Source organism: Kitasatospora sp. NPDC059646 (assembly GCF_042734615.1).
GTDB lineage: Bacteria > Actinomycetota > Actinomycetes > Streptomycetales > Streptomycetaceae > Kitasatospora.
In genome coordinates, this window is sequence record NZ_JBHWDS010000053.1 from 16,707 (window position 1) to 37,137 (window position 20,431).

General features: G+C 74.0%; 25 protein-coding genes. 15 read left to right on the forward strand and 10 right to left on the reverse strand.

All coding sequences use genetic code 11. The annotated features are described in order from the left end of the window. Positions 1-7: 7 nt before the first annotated feature. The 6 genes from ACFV1L_RS29290 (at position 8) to ACFV1L_RS29315 (ending at position 4,827) form a co-directional block, all read left to right on the forward strand. Positions 8-1,192, forward strand: coding sequence for an acetoin utilization protein AcuC (locus ACFV1L_RS29290; protein WP_380371384.1), 1,185 nt, complete (start codon positions 8-10; stop codon positions 1,190-1,192). Further along, entirely contained in the window at positions 1,189-2,058 is an 870-nt protein-coding gene (locus tag ACFV1L_RS29295) for a phosphatase (RefSeq protein ID WP_380371387.1), read from the forward strand. Before ACFV1L_RS29290 ends, ACFV1L_RS29295 begins: the two co-directional genes overlap by 4 nt. Positions 2,059-2,175: 117 nt before the next feature. Next, positions 2,176-2,379 (forward strand): helix-turn-helix domain-containing protein, encoded by a 204-nt coding sequence (locus tag ACFV1L_RS29300; RefSeq protein WP_035863710.1) that lies wholly within the window; start codon positions 2,176-2,178, stop codon positions 2,377-2,379. A 134-nt stretch (positions 2,380-2,513) separates the two neighbouring features. Further along, positions 2,514-2,612, forward strand: coding sequence for a 30S ribosomal protein bS22 (locus tag ACFV1L_RS29305; protein ID WP_003948845.1), 99 nt, complete (start codon positions 2,514-2,516; stop codon positions 2,610-2,612). A 158-nt stretch (positions 2,613-2,770) separates the two neighbouring features. Then, entirely contained in the window at positions 2,771-3,826 is a 1,056-nt protein-coding gene (locus tag ACFV1L_RS29310) for an NAD-dependent epimerase/dehydratase family protein (protein WP_380371389.1), read from the forward strand. Then, positions 3,823-4,827 (forward strand): lysophospholipid acyltransferase family protein, encoded by a 1,005-nt coding sequence (locus ACFV1L_RS29315; protein ID WP_380371391.1) that lies wholly within the window; start codon positions 3,823-3,825, stop codon positions 4,825-4,827. Before ACFV1L_RS29310 ends, ACFV1L_RS29315 begins: the two co-directional genes overlap by 4 nt. Positions 4,828-4,930: 103 nt before the next feature. Here the strand turns inward: ACFV1L_RS29315 and ACFV1L_RS29320 are convergent, their stop codons facing one another. From ACFV1L_RS29320 to ACFV1L_RS29330, 3 genes are all read right to left on the reverse strand, one after another. Then, positions 4,931-6,085 (reverse strand): DUF5667 domain-containing protein, encoded by a 1,155-nt coding sequence (locus ACFV1L_RS29320; protein ID WP_380371393.1) that lies wholly within the window; start codon positions 6,083-6,085, stop codon positions 4,931-4,933. Positions 6,086-6,384: 299 nt separating this feature from the next. Next, the gene (locus tag ACFV1L_RS29325; protein WP_380371394.1) at positions 6,385-7,239 is read right to left on the reverse strand and encodes an ECF subfamily RNA polymerase sigma factor, BldN family; all 855 of its coding nucleotides are present in this window, start codon (positions 7,237-7,239) and stop codon (positions 6,385-6,387) included. Between the two features lie 470 nt (positions 7,240-7,709). Further along, positions 7,710-8,648 (reverse strand): HAD family hydrolase, encoded by a 939-nt coding sequence (locus tag ACFV1L_RS29330; RefSeq protein WP_380371396.1) that lies wholly within the window; start codon positions 8,646-8,648, stop codon positions 7,710-7,712. 106 nt (positions 8,649-8,754) lie between these two features. Between ACFV1L_RS29330 and ACFV1L_RS29335 the strand changes: the two genes are divergently transcribed. The 7 genes from ACFV1L_RS29335 (at position 8,755) to hemB (ending at position 15,918) form a co-directional block, all read left to right on the forward strand. Then, positions 8,755-9,024 (forward strand): glutaredoxin family protein, encoded by a 270-nt coding sequence (locus tag ACFV1L_RS29335; protein ID WP_380371398.1) that lies wholly within the window; start codon positions 8,755-8,757, stop codon positions 9,022-9,024. A gap of 152 nt (positions 9,025-9,176) precedes the next feature. Continuing rightward, complete coding sequence (locus tag ACFV1L_RS29340; protein ID WP_380371401.1) at positions 9,177-9,845, forward strand: exonuclease domain-containing protein; 669 nt, start codon at positions 9,177-9,179, stop codon at positions 9,843-9,845. A gap of 107 nt (positions 9,846-9,952) precedes the next feature. After that, entirely contained in the window at positions 9,953-10,822 is an 870-nt protein-coding gene (locus tag ACFV1L_RS29345; RefSeq protein ID WP_380371477.1) for a redox-sensing transcriptional repressor Rex, read from the forward strand. A gap of 31 nt (positions 10,823-10,853) precedes the next feature. Next, a complete protein-coding gene (locus tag ACFV1L_RS29350; protein ID WP_380371402.1) occupies positions 10,854-12,239 on the forward strand; it encodes a glutamyl-tRNA reductase in 1,386 nt (461 codons plus the stop codon). A 41-nt stretch (positions 12,240-12,280) separates the two neighbouring features. After that, positions 12,281-13,255: a hydroxymethylbilane synthase gene (hemC, locus tag ACFV1L_RS29355; RefSeq protein ID WP_380371405.1), complete on the forward strand. Its 975-nt coding sequence runs from the start codon at positions 12,281-12,283 to the stop codon at positions 13,253-13,255. Then, on the forward strand, positions 13,252-14,871 hold the full coding sequence (locus ACFV1L_RS29360) for a bifunctional uroporphyrinogen-III C-methyltransferase/uroporphyrinogen-III synthase (protein WP_035863695.1): 1,620 nt from the start codon (positions 13,252-13,254) through the stop codon (positions 14,869-14,871). The genes hemC and ACFV1L_RS29360 overlap by 4 nt, the downstream gene beginning before the upstream one ends. A gap of 66 nt (positions 14,872-14,937) precedes the next feature. Then, positions 14,938-15,918, forward strand: a complete 981-nt coding sequence (hemB, locus tag ACFV1L_RS29365) for a porphobilinogen synthase (protein ID WP_380371408.1) — start codon at positions 14,938-14,940, stop codon at positions 15,916-15,918. Positions 15,919-15,987: 69 nt separating this feature from the next. On the opposite strand, the gene ACFV1L_RS29370 is transcribed toward hemB, so the two are convergent. The 3 genes from ACFV1L_RS29370 to ACFV1L_RS29380 form a co-directional block, all read right to left on the reverse strand. Then, positions 15,988-16,245, reverse strand: a complete 258-nt coding sequence (locus tag ACFV1L_RS29370; RefSeq protein WP_380371410.1) for a hypothetical protein — start codon at positions 16,243-16,245, stop codon at positions 15,988-15,990. A gap of 189 nt (positions 16,246-16,434) precedes the next feature. Next, positions 16,435-16,782, reverse strand: coding sequence for a rodlet layer protein (locus tag ACFV1L_RS29375; RefSeq protein ID WP_380371413.1), 348 nt, complete (start codon positions 16,780-16,782; stop codon positions 16,435-16,437). Positions 16,783-16,925: 143 nt separating this feature from the next. Then, on the reverse strand, positions 16,926-17,270 hold the full coding sequence (locus tag ACFV1L_RS29380) for a rodlet layer protein (RefSeq protein WP_380371415.1): 345 nt from the start codon (positions 17,268-17,270) through the stop codon (positions 16,926-16,928). 326 nt (positions 17,271-17,596) lie between these two features. On the opposite strand from ACFV1L_RS29380, the gene ACFV1L_RS29385 reads away from it, so the two are divergent. Beyond that, positions 17,597-18,304 carry a hypothetical protein gene (locus ACFV1L_RS29385; protein WP_380371417.1) on the forward strand — a complete coding sequence of 236 codons (708 nt, stop codon included), beginning with the start codon at positions 17,597-17,599 and terminating at the stop codon, positions 18,302-18,304. Positions 18,305-18,394: 90 nt separating this feature from the next. On the opposite strand, the gene ACFV1L_RS29390 is transcribed toward ACFV1L_RS29385, so the two are convergent. The 4 genes from ACFV1L_RS29390 to ACFV1L_RS29405 form a co-directional block, all read right to left on the reverse strand. Then, a complete protein-coding gene (locus ACFV1L_RS29390; RefSeq protein ID WP_380371419.1) occupies positions 18,395-18,778 on the reverse strand; it encodes a hypothetical protein in 384 nt (127 codons plus the stop codon). 102 nt (positions 18,779-18,880) lie between these two features. Further along, positions 18,881-19,153: a chaplin gene (locus tag ACFV1L_RS29395; protein WP_380371421.1), complete on the reverse strand. Its 273-nt coding sequence runs from the start codon at positions 19,151-19,153 to the stop codon at positions 18,881-18,883. An 86-nt stretch (positions 19,154-19,239) separates the two neighbouring features. Next, positions 19,240-19,482 (reverse strand): chaplin, encoded by a 243-nt coding sequence (locus ACFV1L_RS29400; protein ID WP_380371423.1) that lies wholly within the window; start codon positions 19,480-19,482, stop codon positions 19,240-19,242. 159 nt (positions 19,483-19,641) lie between these two features. Continuing rightward, complete coding sequence (locus ACFV1L_RS29405) at positions 19,642-19,884, reverse strand: chaplin (RefSeq protein WP_380371425.1); 243 nt, start codon at positions 19,882-19,884, stop codon at positions 19,642-19,644. A gap of 255 nt (positions 19,885-20,139) precedes the next feature. Between ACFV1L_RS29405 and ACFV1L_RS29410 the strand changes: the two genes are divergently transcribed. Next, on the forward strand, positions 20,140-20,379 hold the full coding sequence (locus ACFV1L_RS29410) for a chaplin (RefSeq protein ID WP_380371428.1): 240 nt from the start codon (positions 20,140-20,142) through the stop codon (positions 20,377-20,379). Positions 20,380-20,431 lie beyond the last annotated feature (52 nt).

Consider the following 20,431-nt stretch of genomic DNA (forward strand, 5'->3'; position numbering starts at 1 on the left):
TGTGCGCATGGCGGAAACTTGCGGACTGCACCTCTTCTGGGACGAAGCCGAAACCGGCTACGACTTCGGCCCGGGCCACCCGATGGACCCGACCCGCCTCGCCCTGACGATGCGTCTGATCGAGTCCCTCGGCCTCGCCCGGCACCCCGCCGTGCAACTCCGCTCCGCCCCCGCCGCCGGCGACTCCACGCTCCGCCTCGTGCACACCGCCGAGTACGTCGCCGCCGTGAAGCGCGCCGCCGCCGACCCCGCCGCCACCGACCCCACGCACGGCCTCGGCACCGACGACAACTGGTCCTTCCCGGCCCTGCACACCGCGTCCGCGCTGATCGCCGGCCAGTCGGTCGCCGCCGCCGAAGCGGTCTGGCAGGGCAGGACCCCGCACGCCGTCAACTTCGCCGGCGGCCTGCACCACGCGATGCCCGGCCAGGCCTCCGGGTTCTGCATCTACAACGACCCCGCCCTGGCCATCGCCCGCCTGCTGGAGCTCGGCGCGGAGCGGGTCGCCTACGTCGACGTGGACGTCCACCACGGCGACGGCGTCCAGCAGGCGTTCTGGAACGACCCCCGGGTGCTCACCGTCTCCCTGCACGAGAGCCCCAGCACGCTGTTCCCGCAGACCGGTTGGGCCACCGAGACCGGCGGCCCGGACGCCGAGGGCACCGCCGCCAACCTGGCCCTGCCGGCCGGCACCGGCGACGCCGGCTGGCTGCGCGCCTTCCACGCCCTGGTCCCGGAACTGCTGGCCGCGTTCCGCCCGCAGGTGATCGTCAGCCAGCACGGCGCGGACACCCACGTCGAGGACCCGCTCGCCCACCTCGCGGTCACCGTGGACGCCCAGCGCCTGATCGCCGAATCGGTCCACCGCCTCGCCCACGACCACGCCGACGGCCGCTGGGTGGCCACCGGCGGCGGCGGGTACGCGGTGGTCGACGTGGTGCCCCGCACCTGGACCCACCTGGTGGCGACCGCCGCCGGGCAGCCGCTCGACCCGGCCACCGAGACCCCGGCGGACTGGCGCGCCGAGGTCTACCGGCTGACCCGCCGCCCCGCCCCGCTCCGGATGACCGACGGCGTCACCCCGCACTGGACGGACTTCCACGACGGCGGCTACGACCCCGCCGACCGGCTCGACCAGGCGATCCTGGCCACCCGCCGCGCCGTCCTCCCGCACCACGGACTCATCCCGTGACGGCCCGACAGGGGCGCCGCCCGGCAGCGGATGCCGGCGGAGACCTCCGCGCCCACCTGCTGAAGCACCGCCTGGCCGGCCCCGAGGTGCCGACGCCCCGGCAGAACAACCTCCGCCACTACCGGCTGTTCGCCCAGGGCGACCCCAAGGCGCTGATGGGCCTCGCCCCCGAGCCCCGCCGCGACCAGGACGCGGTGCTGCGGCTGATGGCCGAACGCGTCGGCGTGAACCCCGACCCCCGGTACACCGAGGGCCCCGACTCCATCGACCCGGACCTCACCGTCGCCGCCCTGGACCGGCTCGCCGCCCTGCTGCGCCGCACCGCCGACCGGCGCGGCAGCGTGCTGGCCGGCACCGGGCACCCGACCCGGCTGACCGGCTTCCACGCGGCGCTCGTCAGGGCGCTCGAAGCGGCCGGCTGCCCCGTGCACACCCCTGCGCTGGGCGTGCGCTTCCGTGAGCCCACTCCCGACGGTGACCGCCCCCGCTACCTCGACGCGGTCGACCGGGTGCTGGTGATGCGCGCCCTCGACGGCCCGGAACGCCCCGGCCGCCCGGGCCCCGGCGACCTCGCCCACACCCACTCGCCGCTGCCGGTCCGGCTCGCCCTGACCGCCCTCGCCGACGCCGGCCACCCCCCGCCCGACCTGGTCCTGGGCGACCACGGCTGGCTGTGCGGGGCCGGCCGCCTCGGCATCCCGGCCGGCGGCATCGCGGACTGCAACGACGTCGCCCCGTTCGCGGCCGAGGCCGACGGCCTGGTGAGCGTGGTCGTCCCGCTGGAGGACGGTTCGGGCCCGTCCTGCTACAGACCGCTGAGTGACTACGTACTGCAACGGGCGGATCTCGCACCGTACAACAGTTGACGGCCCCCCTCTTCCCACCCGTACCACCCATAACTACTCTGGGGATACACGTGTGCCGGTGGAGTCACCGGAGGGGAAGCCGGTGCCTTGCACACGGGTAAGGGTCGGGTGAGGGTCATGAGCGAGCGTCCCCTGCAGGATGTGGTCTTCCTGACCGTCGCCGAGGTCGCCTCGGTGATGCGGGTCTCGAAGATGACGGTCTACCGCCTGGTGCACAGCGGCGAACTTCCGGCCATCAGGGTCGGACGCTCGTTCCGGGTGCCCGAGCAGAAGGTGCACGAGTACCTCCAGGAGTCCTACGTGCGGCTGCAGAGCGCGTAGCTCCGCAGCCGCCGACAACCACCACGGGACACCGATTACGGCAAACGCGAGGTGGACGGTAGGCTAGGCCCTCCGTCAGTCGTATGGACTCCCGTTCCTCACGGGCGCGGGTCCGAGTGAGCGAGGAATGTTCCGTGGGCTCTGTCATCAAGAAGCGTCGCAAGCGTATGGCCAAGAAGAAGCACCGCAAGCTTCTGAAGCGCACTCGCGTGCAGCGTCGCAACAAGAAGTAACACCGCCTGCGGTCGCCTCGCGCCGCCAGGTTTCCGCTCTGCCCGCCCCCGGATGATTTCCGGCGGCGGGCAGTGGCGTTTCCGCTCCGGTGACCGCGGCGCGGTACGGTGCAGGCCAGGGGGAAGGCCGGATCGGCAGCCAGGGAGGTCGCGGCAACGTGGGCAAGGTCGTGCTCGTCACCGGCGTCGCGCACCGGCTGGGTGCGCGGTTCGCCGGACAGATCGCCGAACAGTCCGGCGTGGACCTGGTGGTGGGGGCGGACGCCGGCCCGCCGCCGCCGGAGCTGCCGCTCGGCGTCCGGTACGCGCAGGTCGACCTGCGGCGGCCGGCGATCGCCCGGGTGATCGCCGAGTACGACGTCGACACCGTGGTGCACCTGAACGTCACCTCGCTCGGCCACGGCGGCCGGGCGCTGGTGAAGGAGACCAACGTCATCGGCACCATGCAGCTGCTCGGCGCCTGCCAGAAGGCCCCCGGGGTGCGCCGGCTGGTCGTCAAGTCGACCACCGCCGTCTACGGCTCGGCGCCCCGCGACCCGGCGGTGTTCGGCGAGCGGATGCAGCCCAAGGCGGTCCCGGCCGGCGGCTTCGCCCGGGACGCCGTCGAGGTCGAGGGCTACGTGCGGGGGTTCGCCCGCCGGCGCCCCGACGTCGCGGTGACGGTGCTGAGGTTCGCCAACATCCTCGGCCGGGACGGCGACACCCCGCTGACCGCGTACTTCCGGCTGCCGCTGCTGCCGACCGCGCTCGGCCACGACCCGCGCCTGCAGTTCGTCCACGAGGACGACGCGGTGGAGGTGCTCCGGCTGGCCGCGCTGGACGCGCCGACCGGCACCTACAACGTCGCGGGCGACGGCGTGCTGCTGCTCTCCCAGTGCGCCCGCCGGCTGGGCCGGCCGACCGTGCCGCTGCTGCGGCCCGCGCTCGGCGCGGTCGCCCAGCTGGCCCGCCAGCTGACCGCCCCCGCGGACCGCGCGTTCTCCCAGGAACAGCTCCAATTGCTCACCCACGGACGGGTGGTGGACACCGCGCTGCTGCGCGGGACGTTCGGCTTCACGCCGCGCTGGAGCACCCCCGGGGCGTTCGCCGACTTCGCCGCCCACGTGACGCCCGGCCCGCTGCCGCCGGCCCGGCTGGCCGCCGTCACCGACCGGCTCACCGCCCTGCTCGCCGACCCCCGCCCCACCGAACCCGAGGAGTTGAGGCCGCGATGACAGCCGCCCGGGAGCCCGCCGACCCGGCGGCCAAGGTCATCCCGATCGAGTCCGCCCCGAGCTGGTCCGGCCCGGAGCCGCGCCCGGCGCTCGCCGACCGGCTGGCCGACGGCGTCGGCGCGGCGCTCTCCGGCCAGCTCGGCGCGACCGCGACCCGGCTGCTCGGCAAGGGCTGGGAGCAGCGCGCCGCCTCCGGCCTCGGCTTCCTGCGCCGCCGCCTGACCGGCGACTACGAGGTCGACGACTTCGGCTTCGACCGGGAGCTGACCGAGGAGGTGTTCCTCGCGCTGCTCCGGCCGCTGGCCGAGAAGTACTTCCGGATCGAGGTCCGCGGCACCGAGCACATCCCGGCCGAGGGCGGGGTGCTGATCGTCGCCAACCACTCCGGCACGATTCCGCTGGACGCGCTGATGACGCAGGTCGCCGTCCACGACCACGCGGACCGGCACCTGCGGATGCTCGCCGCGGACCTGGTGTTCGTGCTGCCGGTGGTCAACGAGCTGGCCCGGAAGGCCGGGCACACGCTGGCCTGCAACGAGGACGCGCAGACGCTGCTGGAGCGCGGCGAGGTGGTCGGGGTCTGGCCGGAGGGCTTCAAGGGCATCGGCAAGCCGTTCGCGGACCGGTACAAGCTGCAGCGGTTCGGCCGCGGCGGGTTCGTGGCGTCCGCGCTGCGGGCCGGGGTGCCGATCGTGCCGTGCTCGATCGTCGGGGCGGAGGAGACCTACCCGATGATCGGCAACTTCAAGACCCTGGCCCGGCTGCTCGGCCTGCCGTACGTGCCGATCACGCCGACCTTCCCGTGGCTGGGCCCGCTCGGCGCGATCCCGCTGCCGACCAAGTGGACCATCCAGTTCGGCGAGCCGATCCCGACGGACAGCTACCCGAAGGAGGCCGCCGACGATCCGATGCTGGTGTTCAACCTGACCGACCAGGTCCGGGAGACCATCCAGCACACGCTGTACAAGCTGCTGGTGCAGCGGCGCTCGGTCTTCGGCTGACGGCCCGTCACCGAGCAGCCGGCCGGCACCGAGCGACTGGCCGTCACCGCGCACCGGGCGGTCTCCCCGCGCCCCGGTGCGGGCGCGGGGAGACCGGGCCGGGTCAGCCGAGGGTGAGCCCCGGCAGCAGGCCCGGGAGGAGCGGCGGCAGGTTCAGGCCCTGGCTGCCGTCGGCGGGCGCGGCGGGGGAGCCCGACGGCGCGGGGGTGCTGCCCGGGGCCGGGGTGCCGGCCGGGGCGGGCGTCGCGCCGGTGAGGCTGCCCAGCAGGTCGCCCAGGCCGGGCTGGGCGGGCGGGGTGGCCGCCGGGGTGGCGTGCGAGCTGGGCGTGCCGCCCGGGGCGCGGCCGGCGCCGCCGCTGCCGGCGCCCGGGGAGCCGCTGCCGGGCTGCTGCGGGCCGGTGCCGGTGCTGCTGCCGCCGGTGGCACCGCCCTCGCCGCTCTGGGCGGCGGGCTGGATCAGCCGGAGCGGTGCGACGTCCTCGCTCATCTCGCTGAACAGGCGGTCGACCTTGTCGGCCTGGGTGGTGAGGCCGGACGGCAGGCGGGACTGGAGGGCCGTCCAGCGTTCGTCCTGCCCGGCGAAGCCGGCGAGTTCGCGCATCGGGGCGAGCGAGCCGTTGGAGCGGTAGACGGCGCGGAGCAGGTCGCGGCCGCGCAGCGCCTCGGCGTGCATGTCGTCGAGGGCGCGGCGGACCTGGTCGACGGTGGCGGGGCTGAGCGCGCTGCCGGGGTCGGTGCGGCCGAGCAGGGTCTGCGCCTCGTCCAGCCGGGTGGAGGCCTGTTGGAGCAGCAGGGCGCCGCGCTCGGAGTCGTTGTCGGCCAGGTCGAGGCGGAGCCCTTCGAGGCCGCGCTTCATGCCGTAGAGGGCGTCGCCCGGCAGGGCGCCGGTGGAGGCGGCGGCGGCCCCGGCGAGGGAGCCGACGGCGACGCCGGCGACCAGCCCGCCGATGGCGAGGCGGCGGCCCCAGCGGGTGCGCCGGGAGCGCCGGCCGCGCTGGAGGGGGATGACCGCCGTGGGTGCGCCGTCGGCCCACTGCCGCTCGAACGCGGCCATCAGCCGGGCGCGTTGGACCGTCCGCGTCTCGGCGGTGAGCGCGGGGGCGGGCAGCGAGCCGAGGGCGTCGGCCGTGGCGAGCAGCTCGGTCATGGCGGCGGAGCCGGCCCGGTGTGCGCCGCTGCTCCGGTGGTCACTCTGGTGGGCCTCCAGCGCCTCGGCGAAGGACTTCGCCCGCCGGTGCTCCAGCACGTTTGCCGTCACGGGCCACACCTCCCTTCGTCGTTTTCGACACCGTGGCCCGTCGGTTGGTTGTCCCGACAGGCCGAAACCACACCATCGGGTGACAGTTCGAGATCCCACTTGACTGCGGGCCCGGTGGCGGACTGCACGCTGGCCAACGAGCGGTGTCGGGAGTCGGTTACGCACGACCCCCCTGGCGTATTAAGCAGAGCAGATGACCGCTCCCTCACCCGGACGGGCAGGCGCGCGGGGCGGGTTGACGGCGCGTCCGGCGCGGTGCGGGCGGGCGGGGGTCTGTCGGGTGTGTCGGCCACGGCGGGTCAGCGGGCGTCGGGCGGCAGCAGGCGGGCCAGCGTGCGCACCGCCCGGTACTGGAGCGTCTTGATGGCGCCCTCGTTCTTGCCCATGATCCGGGCCGTCTCGGCGACCGAGAGCCCCTGCAGGAAGCGCAGCGTGACGCACTCCTGCTGCTGCGGGTTGAGCCGGCGCACCGCGTCCAGCAGGGCGGCGTTGGAGAGCGACTCCAGCACCGACTCCTCGGGGCTGCGCTCGCACTCGTTGGAGTCCAGCATCTCGCCGGTGGTGACCTCCAGCCGGAAGCGGCTGGACTTGAAGTGGTCGGCCACCAGGTTGCGGGCGATGGTGACCAGCCAGGCGCCGAAGTCGCGGCCCTGCCAGGTGAAGGTGCCGATCCGGCGCAGCGCGCGCAGGAACGTCTCGCTGGTGAGGTCCTCGGCGGTGGCCCGGCTGCCGACCCGGTAGTAGATGTACCGGTACACGGTGTCGGCGTAGTGGTCGTAGAGCCGGCCGAAGGCCTCGCTCTCGCCGTTCTGGGCGCGCTCGACCAGGTCGACGACGGGGTTGTGCTCGGTGTCGTAGCCGGGGCCGGCGGGCGCGGTGCGGGAGCGGCCGCGCGTCCCGGGGGAGGGGACGGTGCGGCCGCGCCGGTCGGCGGCCGGACTGCCCGCGGCGGTGGAGCCCGCCGCGGTGGAGCGCAGCAGCGGCCCGGCGAACGCGGCGGGGGCGGCCGCGGCGCCGGCCAACGTCGGCCGGGGGACCATCAGTTCGAACTCGCGGATGGCGGCCCACAGTCGCTCCAGGCGCACACCGCGGCGCAGACTGGCGGTCGACGGGCGGGAGTTGGCTGGCGCGTCGTTCCGGACGGGTGGGTACACGGGACTCCCAGAGGCAGAACTGTGGACGGATCACCTCCGCCTGTGCGGAGAGCACGCCGCACTGACCACCCGTCACGGGGACGCTTCGGGTGGCGTGCACCAGGAGAGAATAACGCTTTGTGCAATGACAGCTACACCGCGTGGTCGAAGTGGTCGGAGGAGGTCCACTTCTTGCGCATAATCACCTCTCGGTGACCGGAGTTGACGCCGATCCACGGGCTCAATGTGACCAGTTGTGCGCGTCCGGTGACCGAACGGTGCCGGAAGGCCGGGGTTTCCCCGGTCGCGGCGGTCCCAACCCACGACTTTGCCGGACTGTCGAACGATCAGTTCCGGTCACCGGCCGGGAGCCGCCGGGCCGTCACCCGGGAGGAGGGGCCGCCGCGCCGCGACGAGGCGCGGGTCCACCCGTGGGCGGCGTGTCGGCGGTGGCCGGTTGACGTGCGCGGGAGACGTGAGTTGACGGCGGGTCAGGCGCGCTGACGGCGGCGGATCGCCACTGCGGCGGCGGTCGCCCCGGCCGCCACGCCGAGCGCGGCCGCGGCGGGGACGCCGATCCGGGCGGCCTTGCGCCCGGTGCGGAAGTCCCGCACCCGCCAGCCCATCGCCCGGGCGTGCCGGCGCAGCGCCGCGTCCGGGTTGATCACGTACGGGTGGCCGACCAGGCTGAGCATCGGGATGTCGTTGGCGGAGTCGCTGAACGCGGCGCAGCGGGACAGGTCGAGGTGCTCGCGGCGGGCCAGCGCCTGGACGGCGGCGGCCTTGGCGGGGCCGTGCAGCATGCCGCCGACCAGCCGGCCGGTGTACTCGCCGTCGCGGGTCTCGGCGACGGTGCCGAGCGCGCCGGTCATGCCGAGCCGGCGGGCGATCAGCCGGGCCACCTCCTGCGGGGCGGCGGTGACCAGCCAGACCCGCTGGCCGGCGTCCAGGTGCATCTGCACCAGGGCGCGGGTGCCGGGCCAGACCTTCTCGGCCAGCACCGGCTCGAAGATCTCCTCGCAGATCCGCTCCAGGTCGGCGGTGCGCTTGCCGGCGACCAGGCCGAGCGCGCTGTCCCGGGCGTCCGCGATGTGCTCGGCGTTCTCGGCGCCGCGCAGCCGGAACGCGGCCTGCTGCCAGGCGAACCGGGCCAGGTCGCGGCGGGTGAAGAAGCGTCGCCGGTACAGGCCGACCCCGAGGTAGAAGATCGCGGCGCCGCGCAGGATCGTGTTGTCGCAGTCGAAGAACGCGGCGGCCCGGACGTCCCCGGGCACCGGGGTGTGGTCGCCCTCCGGGGCCTTGGGCCGGGCGGGCTCCGCGCCGTCCGGGGCGAGCTGCTCCTGGGCGGCGTCGGCCGCGGCCTCGCCCGCCAGGGCGGTCCGCTCGTCGGTGGAACGCCTTGACCTGGTGAGCCTTCGCAGCGCTGCCATGCGACGAGCATAGTCAGCCGGGGCGTCCGGCCCCGTGTCCGAGGAGTGCCGCACCGGTGAACGGGGGGCGTCCTGCCCGGCGCGTGTGCGGCGGCACAATGACTGCGTGAGCCTGCTGCGACGTGCGAAGAAGAACCCGGCCGAGATCACCGTGACGCTGATCGGCAAGCCCGGCTGCCACCTGTGCGAGGACGCCCGGGCGGTGATCCTCAAGGTGACCGGCGAACTCGGCGCCGGCTTCGAGGAGAAGGACATCCTGCAGGACCCGGCGCTGTACGAGCAGTACGCCGAACAGATCCCGGTGACCCTGATCGACGGCCGCCAGCACGACTTCTGGCGGGTCGACGAGCAGCGGCTGCGCAAGGCGCTGGCCTGACCGCGCGGCCGGTGTGACCCTCCTCGCACCGGCCTGTCCGGGCGGTCCTTCGTAGACGTTCGACAGAGATCGTCCTAGGAGTTCGCCCGGCCCCCGGCTTACCATCGAACGGTTTTCCGTGTCCGCCGGGGGCTGTGCAGGAGGAGGGCTCGATGAGCGGCTACGCCGTCGTCGACGTCGAGGCCACCGGTCGTAGCCCCTGGCGCCACCGGGTGGTCGAGGTGGCCGTGGTGCAGCTGGACGCCGCGCTGCGCACCGAGCGGGAGTTCGCCACCCTGCTCGACCCGGTCGGGCCGGTCGGACCGACGCACGTGCACCGGATAGCGCAGGAGGACGTGGTCGGCGCGCCCCGGTTCCGGCAGATCGCGCCGGCGCTGCTGGAGCTGCTGGCCGGCCGGGTGCTGGTCGGGCACCACGTGACCTGCGACCGGGCGTTCCTGGAGCGGGAGTTCGCGCGGATCGGCGTGGTGCTGCCGCCGGTGCCGGCGCTGTGCACGATGCGGCTGGCCCGGCGGCTGCTGCCGCAGGCGGGCGGCTTCGGGCTGTCCGCGTGCGTGGAGGCGGCCGGGCTCGGCTGGTTCCCGGCGCACACCGCGCTCGGCGACGCGCAGGCCACCGTCGAACTGCTGCGGCACTGCCTGCGCAGCGGCGCCGCGGCGGAGGAGCCGGTGCCGGCGGCCGCCGCGGTGCCGTGGCCGCGGCTGGGCCCGGCCCGTTCCCGGGGGCGGGTGTCGCTGCTGCGCCGGTGGACCCCGCTGGGACCGTGGCCGGCCGGAGTGGAGGGGCCGCGTCCGCTGATCGGCGCGGCGGGTTACGAGTGATGCGTGTCACTGTTCGGGGACAAATCGGACACCATCTTTGTGCACACGTTCACAAACGCATAGCCTGGCGGTCCAAGCCCAGCTTCACCCACAGGAGCAACGTGGCAATCGGCCGACCCTCACCCAGCAGTTCGCAGACGCCCGACCCGGGCGCCGCGCGCCGGACCTCGCGCGCGCGGGGCATCCCGGAGGCGACCGTGGCCCGCCTCCCGCTCTACCTGCGGGCGCTGACCGCGCTGTCCGAGCGTTCCGTGCCGACCGTCTCCTCCGAGGAGCTGGCCGCCGCCGCCGGCGTGAACTCCGCCAAGCTCCGCAAGGACTTCTCCTACCTGGGCTCCTACGGCACCCGCGGCGTCGGCTACGACGTGGAGTACCTCGTCTACCAGATCTCCCGCGAGCTCGGCCTCACCCAGGACTGGCCGGTCGTCATCGTCGGCATCGGCAACCTCGGCCACGCGCTCGCCAACTACGGCGGTTTCGCCTCCCGAGGGTTCCGGGTAGCCGCCCTGCTGGACGCCGACCCCAACGTGGTCGGCAGCACCGCGGCCGGCCTGCCGGTCCGGCACATGGACGAGCTGGAGGACATCGTCGTCACCCAGCACGTCTCCATCGGCGTCATCACCACCCCGCCCGGCGCCGCCCAGCAGGTCTGCGACCGCCTCGTCGAGGCCGGCGTCACCAGCATTCTGAACTTCGCCCCGACCGTGCTGACCGTCCCGGACGGCGTGGACGTGCGCAAGGTCGACCTGTCGATCGAGCTGCAGATCCTCGCCTTCCACGAGCAGCGCAAGGCCGGCGACGAGCCGTCCGCCGGCGACTCGGTGCTCGACCGCGCCCCCGGGCCGGTCCGCGCCGCCGCCGCCAAGCTGCGCCGCGCCGCCGGCGGCGGCAAGGCCGCCGAGCAGGCGAAGAACACCCCGGCCGCCAAGGGCTCCCAGGGCCCGGACGACGACCTGTCCGCGGTGATGCCGGCGTGAGCACCAACATCCGTCACGACGAGGTGGGGGCATGAGTCTTCTGGTAGTCGGTCTGAGCCACCGGACCGCTCCGGTCGGTGTGCTGGAGCGCGCCGCGCTCACCGGCGACACCCCGACCCGGCTGCTGCACGACGCCGCCGCCTCGGCGACCGTCGCCGAGGCCGCGCTGGTCAACACCTGCAACCGGATCGAGCTGTACGCCGACGTGGACAAGTTCCACGCCGGCGTCGCCGAGCTGTCCCAGCTGCTCGCCGGACACAGCGGCGTCGACCTCGACGAGCTCACCCCGCACCTCTACGTGCACTACGAGGACCGCGCCGTCCACCACCTGTTCTCGGTGGCCTGCGGCCTGGACTCGATGGTCGTCGGCGAGGGCCAGATCCTCGGCCAGCTGCGCGACGCCCTGGCCAAGGCCCAGGACGAGCACACCGCCGGCCGCGGCCTCAACGAGCTGTTCCAGCAGGCCCTGCGGGTCGGCAAGCGCGCCCACAGCGAGACCGGCATCGACCGGGCCGGCCAGTCGCTGGTCACCTTCGGCCTGGAGCAGGTCGCCGCCGGCGCCGGCCCGATCGCCGGCAAGCGCGCCCTGGTGGTCGGCGCGGGCTCGATGAGCTCGCTGGCCGCCGCCACCCTGGTCCGGGCCGGCGTCGCAGAGCTGCAGATCGCCAACCGCACCCCGGCCCGCGCCGAACGCCTGGTGGAGATCCTCGGCGGCGCCGCCCGCACCCTGGACCTCGCCGACGTCCCGAAGGCGCTCGCCGACGTCGACCTGGTGATCTCCTGCACCGGCGCGGCCGGCACCGTCATCGACGCCCCCGAGGTCGCCGCCGCACTCGCCGCCCGGACCGCCGGGCAGCCGCTCGCCTTCCTCGACCTCGCCATGCCCCGGGACATCGACCACGCCGTGCGCGAGCTCGACGGCGCGCTGCTGGTCGACCTGGAGAGCCTCTCCCACGCGCACGCCGCCACCCCCGGCGCCGGCGACGTGGACGCCGTGACCACCATCGTCGGCGACGAGGTCACCGCCTTCGGCCAGGCGCAGCGCGCCGCCCGGATCGCCCCCACCGTGGTCGCCCTGCGCGCCATGGCCTCCGAGGTGGTCCGCAGCGAACTCGCCCGGCTCACCTCCCGGCTGCCCGACCTGGACGAGCGCTCCAGCGCGGAGATCTCGCAGACCGTGCGCCGGGTGGTCGACAAACTGCTGCACGCCCCGACCGTCAAGGTCAAGCAGCTCGCCGCCGAGCCCGGCGGCGCCTCCTACGCGGAGGCCCTGCGCGAGCTGTTCGACTTGGACCCCGCGGCAGTGCACGCTGTCTCCGGCACCCCGATCGGCGCCCAGGCCGGATCCTCGATCCCGGCGGGCGGCGTCCCAGCCGCCCAGGCCGCCGTCGCCCCGCCCGCCGGAGCGCCCAGATGAACACCCCGTCAGCCCCCCAGCACGACCAGGACGATCACCTCATGAATGGTCCAGAGACAGTGACGCCGCTGCGCCTCGGCACCCGCCGCAGCGCCCTCGCCATGGCCCAGTCGGGCATGGTCGCCGAGGAGGTGGCCAAGATCACCGGCCGCCGGGTGGAGCTGGTCGAGATCACCACCTACGGGGACGTCTCCCGGGAGTCGCTGGCGCAGATCGGCGGCACCGGCGTGTTCGTCTCCGCGCTGCGCGACGCCCTGCTGGAGGGCCGCATCGACCTGGCCGTCCACTCGCTCAAGGACCTGCCCACCGCCGCCCCCGCCGGGCTGCTGCTGGCCGCCGTCCCCGAGCGCGAGGACGTCCGGGACGCCCTGATCGCCCGGGACGGCCTCACCCTGGCCGAGCTGGTCGGCAAGGCCGGCGGCCGCACCGTCCGGATCGGCACCGGCTCCCCGCGCCGGATGGCCCAGCTCAACGCCTGGGCCCGCGCCCACGACGCGGACCTGGAGACCGTCGCCATCCGCGGCAACGTCGACACCCGGATCAACTACGTCACCTCCGGCGAGCTCGACGCCGTGGTGCTGGCCACCGCCGGCCTGAACCGGCTCGGCCGCCACGCCGAGATCACCGAGCACCTCGACACCGCGCTGATGCTGCCCGCCCCCGGGCAGGGCGCGCTGGCCGTCGAGTGCGTCGACCCGACCCTGGCCGCCGTGCTGGCCCGGCTCGACCACGCCCCCACCCGGGCCGCCGTGGTCGCCGAGCGCGCCCTGCTGGCCACCCTGGAGGCCGGCTGCTCCGCGCCGGTCGCCGCGCTGGCCGCCTGGGCCGGCACCGAACTGCGCCTGGACGGCGTGGTCGGCACCACCGATGGCGCCGAACTGCTCAAGATGTCCGCCAACGGCCCGCTCGTCCCCGACGAGACCGCCGAGGAGCAGGCCGCGGCCCTGGGCCGCGCCCTGGCCACCCGGCTGCTCGACTCCGGAGCGGCCAACCTGATGGGGGAGCGCGCCCGATGACCGCCGCCGGTTTCCACCCGCCCGCAGGGCGCTGCACCTTCCTCGGCGCCGGCCCCGGCGACCCCGGGCTGCTCACCCTGCGCGCCGTCGACGTGCTCAGCACCGCCGACGTGCTGATCGCCGACCCGCTGACCGCCGCCGCGGTGCGCACCCACTGCCCCAGCGGCGTCCAGGTGCTCGACCCGGCCGAGGCCGGCAAGGAGCTGTCCGACCTGGCCGCCGACGCGGTCAAGGCGGGCCGCCACCTGGTCCGCACCGTCGACGGCGACCCCGGCCTGGACGGCTGCGCCGCCCAGGAGATGCTGCGCTGCGCCAAGGCCGGCGTGCCGTTCGAGGTCGTCCCCGGCGTCGCCCAGTCGGTGGGCGTGCCCGCCTACGCGGGTGTGCCGCTCCGCGGCGACCAGGGCGCGGACGTCCGCTTCGTGGACGGCGAGGCGCTGCTCGGCGGCCAGCTGGTCGACCTGGGCGCGCCCGAGACCACGCTGGTGGTGCGCACCACCCTGGGCCAGCTGCCGGCGACCGCCAACGCCCTGGTGGCGCACGGCCGCAAGCCCGACGCGGCGCTGTCCGCGACGCTGTCCGGCACCACCACCCGGCAGCGCACCTTCACCTCCACCCTGGCGGCGATCGCCGCCGACCTGAAGGCCGCCCGGGTGCTGCCCTCGCCGGTGTCGGCCCCGGTGGACCCGGCGACCTCGGTGATAGCCGTGGTGGGCGAGCAGGTCGCCCACCGCGCCTCGCACTCCTGGTTCGAGACCAAGCCGCTGTTCGGCTGGAACGTGCTGGTGCCGCGCACCAAGGAGCAGGCCCACGGCCTGTCCGAGCAGCTGCGCTCGTACGGCGCGGTGCCGCAGGAGGTGCCGACCATCGCGGTCGAGCCGCCGCGCACCCCGCAGCAGATGGAGCGGGCCATCAAGGGCCTGGTCACCGGCCGCTACGAGTGGATCGCCTTCACCTCGGTCAACGCCGTCAAGGCCGTCCGGGAGAAGTTCGAGGAGTACGGCCTGGACGCCCGGGCGTTCGCCGGCATCAAGGTCGCGGCGGTCGGCGAGACCACCGCGCAGGCGCTGGTCGACTTCGGCGTGAAGCCCGACCTGGTGCCGTCCGGCGAGCAGTCCGCCGCCGGCCTGCTGGAGGACTGGCCGCCGTACGACCCGGTGTTCGACCCGATCGACCGGGTGCTGCTGCCGCGCGCCGACATCGCCACCGAGACCCTGGTGGCCGGCCTGGTCGAACTCGGCTGGGAGGTCGACGACGTGACGGCGTACCGGACGGTGCGCGCCTCGCCGCCGCCGGCCGAGACCCGCGAGGCGATCAAGGGCGGCGGTTTCGACGCGGTGCTGTTCACCTCGTCCTCGACCGTCCGGAACCTGGTCGGCATCGCCGGCAAGCCGCACAACGTGACCGTCATCGCCTGCATCGGCCCGGCCACCGCCAAGACGGCGGAGGAGCACGGCCTGCGGGTCGACGTGATGGCCCCGGCCCCGTCCGCGTCCGCGCTCGCCCAGGCGCTGGCCGACTTCGGGGCCACCCGCCGGGACGCCGCCACCGCGGCGGGCGAGCCGGTCTACCGGCCGAGCGAACGCCGCCCCGGTTCGCGCCGCAAGGCGCGCTGACCCTCCGTCAGGGGGAGGCCCTCCGCCTCCCCCTGACGTCTTTCCGTGACTCAGGGAGCCTTCGAAGTGTCCGCCGAATTCCCGTCCGTCCGCCCGCGCCGCCTGCGCTCCACCCCCGCGATGCGCCGCCTGGTCGCCGAGACCCGGCTGCACCCGGCCGAGCTGATCCTGCCGGCGTTCGTCCGCGAGGGCATCGCCGAGCCGAAGCCGATCACCTCGATGCCGGGCGTCGTCCAGCACACCCGCGACACCCTGCGCCGGGCCGCCGTCGAGGCCGCCGAGGCGGGCGTCGGCGGCATCATGCTGTTCGGCGTCCCCGAGGTGCAGGACGCGGTCGGCTCCGAGGGCACCAACCCCGAGGGCATCCTGCAGCTCGCCATCCGCGACGTGGTCTCCGAGGTCGGCGACGCCCTGGTGGTGATGTCCGACCTGTGCCTGGACGAGTACACCGACCACGGCCACTGCGGCGTCCTCGCGGCGGACGGCTCGGTCGACAACGACGCCACCCTGGAGCGGTACGCCGAGATGGCCGTGGTGCAGGCCGACGCGGGCGTCCACCTGGTCGGCCCGTCCGGGATGATGGACGGTCAGGTCGCGGTGGTCCGGCGGGCGCTGGACGAGGCGGGCCACCAGGGCGTGGGCGTCCTCGCCTACACCGCGAAGTACGCCTCCGCGTTCTTCGGCCCGTTCCGGGAGGCCGTCGGCTCCTCGCTGAAGGGCGACCGCAAGACCTACCAGCAGGACCCGGCGAACGCCCGCGAGTCGCTGCGCGAGCTGGAGCAGGACCTCGCCGAGGGCGCCGACATGGTGATGGTCAAGCCCGCGATGGCGTACCTGGACATCCTGCGCCGGATCGCCGACCTCTCCCCGGTGCCGGTCTCCGCCTACCAGGTCTCCGGCGAGTACGCGATGGTCGAGGCCGCCGCGGCCAACGGCTGGGTGGACCGCGAGCGGATCATCCTGGAGACGCTCACCTCGATCCGCCGGGCCGGCGCCGAGCAGATCCTCACCTACTGGGCCACCGAGGCCGCCCGCCTGATCCGCTGACCCGCAGCACGCGCCGAAGGGGGCGGGCACCGTTCGCGGTGCCCGCCCCCTTCGATTGCCGACGCGGCGTCAGCCCAGGGCGATGATGCCGCCACCGCCGCCGCCGGCCGCGGTGGAGGTGGCCCAGCCCCCGCCGCCGCCCGCGGTGAGGATGTGGTCGGTCGCGGCGAAGCCGCCACCGCCGCCGGCCACGAACGGCTCGTCGGCGGAGACGACGCCCTTCCCGCCGCCGCCGACCGCGACGGACGCGTAGGCGGGGGCGGCGACGCCGGCCAGGGCGAGCGCGGCGGCGGTGGTGACGGCGGCCTTGCCCAGCTTGCTCTTCATGAGAGTTCCTCTCTGCGTCGGATGCTGGCTCTACGTCAGCACAGGGATGCGGCTGATGGGGCGCTGCACGCGCCCACCGGCGCTCCGATCACCCGATCGCGCCGCGGACGACCGGGTGCGGCCGGAGACAGGGAACCGCCGGGCCCGTGGGGTTGGCCCCGGACCCGGCGGTCGGCTGTGGCTGGGAGATCAGCCGATCAGGTGGCTGACGCCACCGTCGCCGCTGCCCTGGGTGGTCTGGCCGACGTTGCAGATCTGGGTCGGCTTGTTGTCCAGGACGGAGGCCTCGACCGGGACGACGATGCCGATGAGGGCGCCGACGCCGATGTTGTGGATCTCCGGCAGGCAGATGTTCGGGTTGTCCAGCACGTGGTTGTTCGGGCTGTTGTCGCCGTGGGTGCCGGTGGCGTTGGTGCCGCCGTTGCCCTGGAGCGAGGCGGCGGAGCCGTCCGCGTCGCCGATGGCCATCGCGGGGGAGGCGGTCATGGCGAAACCGGCGGCGATGACGCCGGCGGCGGCGAGAGCCTTCTTGATCATGGGGTCATTCCTTTTCGGATCTGGTGGAGTGGAGCATTGCCCCTGCGCGTGGCTCGCGCCGGGGCCACCGCCCGGCCGGGGGAACGGACCGGGCGGGTCGTGCGGTGCGGGGCCGGGCCCCGCGTCCGGGAAGTGGCGGTGCGTCAGCCGATCAGGTGGGAAACGCCGCCGTCACCGTTGCCCTGGGTGCTCTGGCCGATCACGCAGGTCTGCTTGGGCTCGTTGTTGAGCGCGTCGACCTCGACCGGGACGGCCACGCCCAGCACCGCGACGCCGATGTTGTGGATCTCCGGCAGGCAGATGTTGGGGTTGTCGGCGAAGTGGAAGTTCGGGCTGTGGTTGCCCCAGGTGCCGGTGGCGTTGGTGCCGCCGTTGCCCTGGATGGAACCGGTCGCACCGTCCGCGTTGCCGATCGCGACGGCGGGGGTGGACACCGCGGCCAGCGAGGCGGCGGCCAGGCCGAAGGTCGCCAAAGACTTCTTGAGCATGATGGAGATACCTCTCTGCAATGCTGTTCGAGGGGTGCTGCCCCGTCGTCGTCGGGATCAAAGAATGGCGAACGGGAAAGTTACGGGGGTTCCGGGGAATTTCGTCGAGGATCGTCGGTTTCGCCCCGCGCCGGTCCGACTATTCAGCCGTTTCGGTTAACTGCCGCTATCTGCAAGGGAGCTGGGTCGTTCGCCAGGGTGCGCGCGACGCGTCCGAAGTGTTTTTGCGGTCGCCCGCAGCGCGAATAAGTCGTACGGAATTAACGACGTACCGACCTACTGGCGTACCGGAACAACCGGAATCCCCCGAACGAACGGCGAACACGATGAAGCTCCCCAAGCGGGCCACGGGCGCCCTGCTGCTGGCGGTCGGCGCCGGCGTGGCGGCGGCCCAGGGCGTGGCCCAGGCGGCCCCGAAGACCCCGGCCGAGGTGGCCGCGATCGAGAACGGCCTGGCCACCCAGGAGGTGCCGTTCAGCATCCCGCTCTCCACCGCCTCCTCGGCGCTGCCGCTGCTCGCGGACGGCGCCGAGATCCACGGCGGCATCCCGACCTCGCCGCTGCTGCCGCCGACCGAGACCGGCCAGGACCCGGCCCAGCCGATCCCGGAGCACGTGCTGCCCGCGCTCAACGGCGGCAAGCTCGGCCCCTCGCTGGGCGCCACCCTGCCGCTGCCCGAGGCGGACAGCGGCGCGGCCCTCGGCACCGTCGGCCTGGACGCCCCGGCCGCCCCGCTGAACCTGGGCGGCCCGGCGGTCGGCCTGGGCCGCCCGGTCACCTTCGTGGAGGGCGAGGGCGGCCGGCTGACGGACGCCGCCCTGACCCTGGACAAGGTCGACCCGCACCTGGTGACCGCCCCGGTGCAGGCGGTGCCGGGCGCCAAGGCCGAACTCGGCGGCGCGCAGGACCAGATCTCGGTCACCGACTCGGTGAAGGCGCTGGCCGCCACCACCACCTCGATGAGCGGCATGATGCTGAACCAGGCCAACCCGGTCGGCACCCTCACCGGCGCGCTCGACCAGTCGGGGATGTGACGGCCCGTCACCGACGGCCCGCCCGGCACGCCGACGGCCCGGCCTCCGCGAGGAGCAGCCGGGCCGTCCGCGTGCCGGGCGGGCGTCGCCTCAGACCGGCAGCGCGCCGAGCAAAGGGCCGACCAGCGGCAGGTCCTTCGCGCCGCCGCCGGCGGACAGCGGGGAGGTGAGCGGGGCGGTGCCGACCGGGGCGAGGCCGTTGTCGGGGACGACCGCGACGCCGTTGTTGAACACGTCGGCGGAGGACTTGGCCCACGGGTCGAGCCGCAGTGCCTTGATCGGGGCGACCGCGTAGCCGAGCGCGGCGGTGGTGCTGCCGAGGGCCTGCTGCGTGTCGGTCTTCTGCAGTTGGGTGGTGGGCAGCGCGAGCCCGCCGAGCTGTTCGGTCTCGGCGTGCGCGGTCTGGGCGGTGACGCCGCCGAGCAGCATCGCGGTGCCGAGCGCGGCCAGCGCTCCGGTGGTCTTCCGGGACATCGGCCATTCCTTCGGTGTGAGGGGAGCGGGGACGAACACTGCCCCCCGGCCGGAGGGCCGAGGGGCAGTCAGCACAGGGGTTTGCCGGTCAGCCGGGGCAGCTCAGCAGTCGTCGCCCACCGGGGCGGGCGGCACGTCGGCGTTGACGCAGGTGTTGCCGAACGCCGGGTTCAGCAGGCCGATCACGTTGATCGAGTTGCCGCAGGCGTTGATCGGGACGTGCACCGGGATCTGGATCAGGTTGCCGGAGAGCACGCCGGGGGAGTTGGCGGCGACGCCCTCGGCCTCGGCGGAGGCGTTGGCCAGGCCGGCCGAACCGAGGACCAGGCCGGCGGCGGCGGCGGACAGGACGGCGACCTTCTTCAGGTTCTGCATGGGGGTTGATCTCCTAGATCACAACAGGGAGTTGATGCGCCGCACCGCGCGGGTGCGCGGTGCGACGCGGCACCGCGTCGGGCTGATCAGCCCTCGTTGACGCAGATGTTGCCGAACGCCGGGTTCAGCAGGCCGATGATGTTGATCGAGTTGCCGCAGATGTTCACCGGGACGTGCACCGGCACCTGGATCAGGTTGCCGGAGAGCACGCCCGGGGAGTTGGCGGCGACACCCTCGGCGGTGGCGGAGGCGTTGGCCAGACCGGCTGAGCCGAGGACCAGGCCGGCGGAGGCGACGGCCAGGACCGCGGCCTTCTTGAAGTTGCGCATAGCGTTCTTCCTCACGTTCTGCCCGACGGTGGATGGTCGGGTGTCGGGCGATCGCATCATCGCCCGCTGTTTTCCGGATGCGCGGTGAATGTCACTCACGCGGCCCACGGTCCGCGTGTCGCCCGTGGGCCGGGCGGTGCGACCGCCGGACCGGCAGCGTCAGGCGTTGACGCAGGTGTTGCCGAAGGCCGGGTTCAGCACGCCGACGATGTCGATGGTGTTGCCGCACAGGTTGACCGGGATGTGGATCGGCACCTGGATCAGGTTGCCGGAGGCGACGCCGGGGGAGTTGGCGGCGACGCCCTCGGCGGTGGCGCCCCCGGCCAGGGCGGCGCTTGCGGAGCCGAGCAGCAGGGCCGCGGTGGCCGCGGTGCCGAACGCGCCGTAGGCGAGCTTGCGCATGATGGAGCCTCATTTCTCGTGCGGTGGAGCGGGGTTCGCCAGGAAGAACGAACCAGTGCGGCGAGGGAAACGGGCGAGTTCGCCGTTGGTCGGAGCCGTTCACCCGAATGCTGCGGCTACTCCGGACGAGTGATTGCCGGTGCGCCCTCCGCAACTGATCGGGAGCGGCTTCGTTGGGTGAGTGCACGTCCCGTGTGCTTCCTTCCGGTAGCCCGGCGCGGCAATTGGAAGATCTGATTTATCGAGGAGACTCATATGAGCATCAAGAAGGCTGCCGCGGTCGGCGCTGCTGTCGTCGGCATCGTCGCCACCGGCGCGGGCTCCGCCATGGCGAGCAGCACCGCCGAGGGTGTCGCCGCCAACTCCCCCGGCGTGCTCTCCGGCAACGCGATCCAGGTGCCGGTGCACGTGCCGATCAACCTGTGCGGCAACACCATCGACATCATCGCCCTGCTGAACCCGGCGTTCGGCAACGCCTGCGTCAACGCCGGCTGACGGTCGGCCCCGAGCCGGCGGAGCCGCCGCCCACACCCCTGCGGGGTGCGGT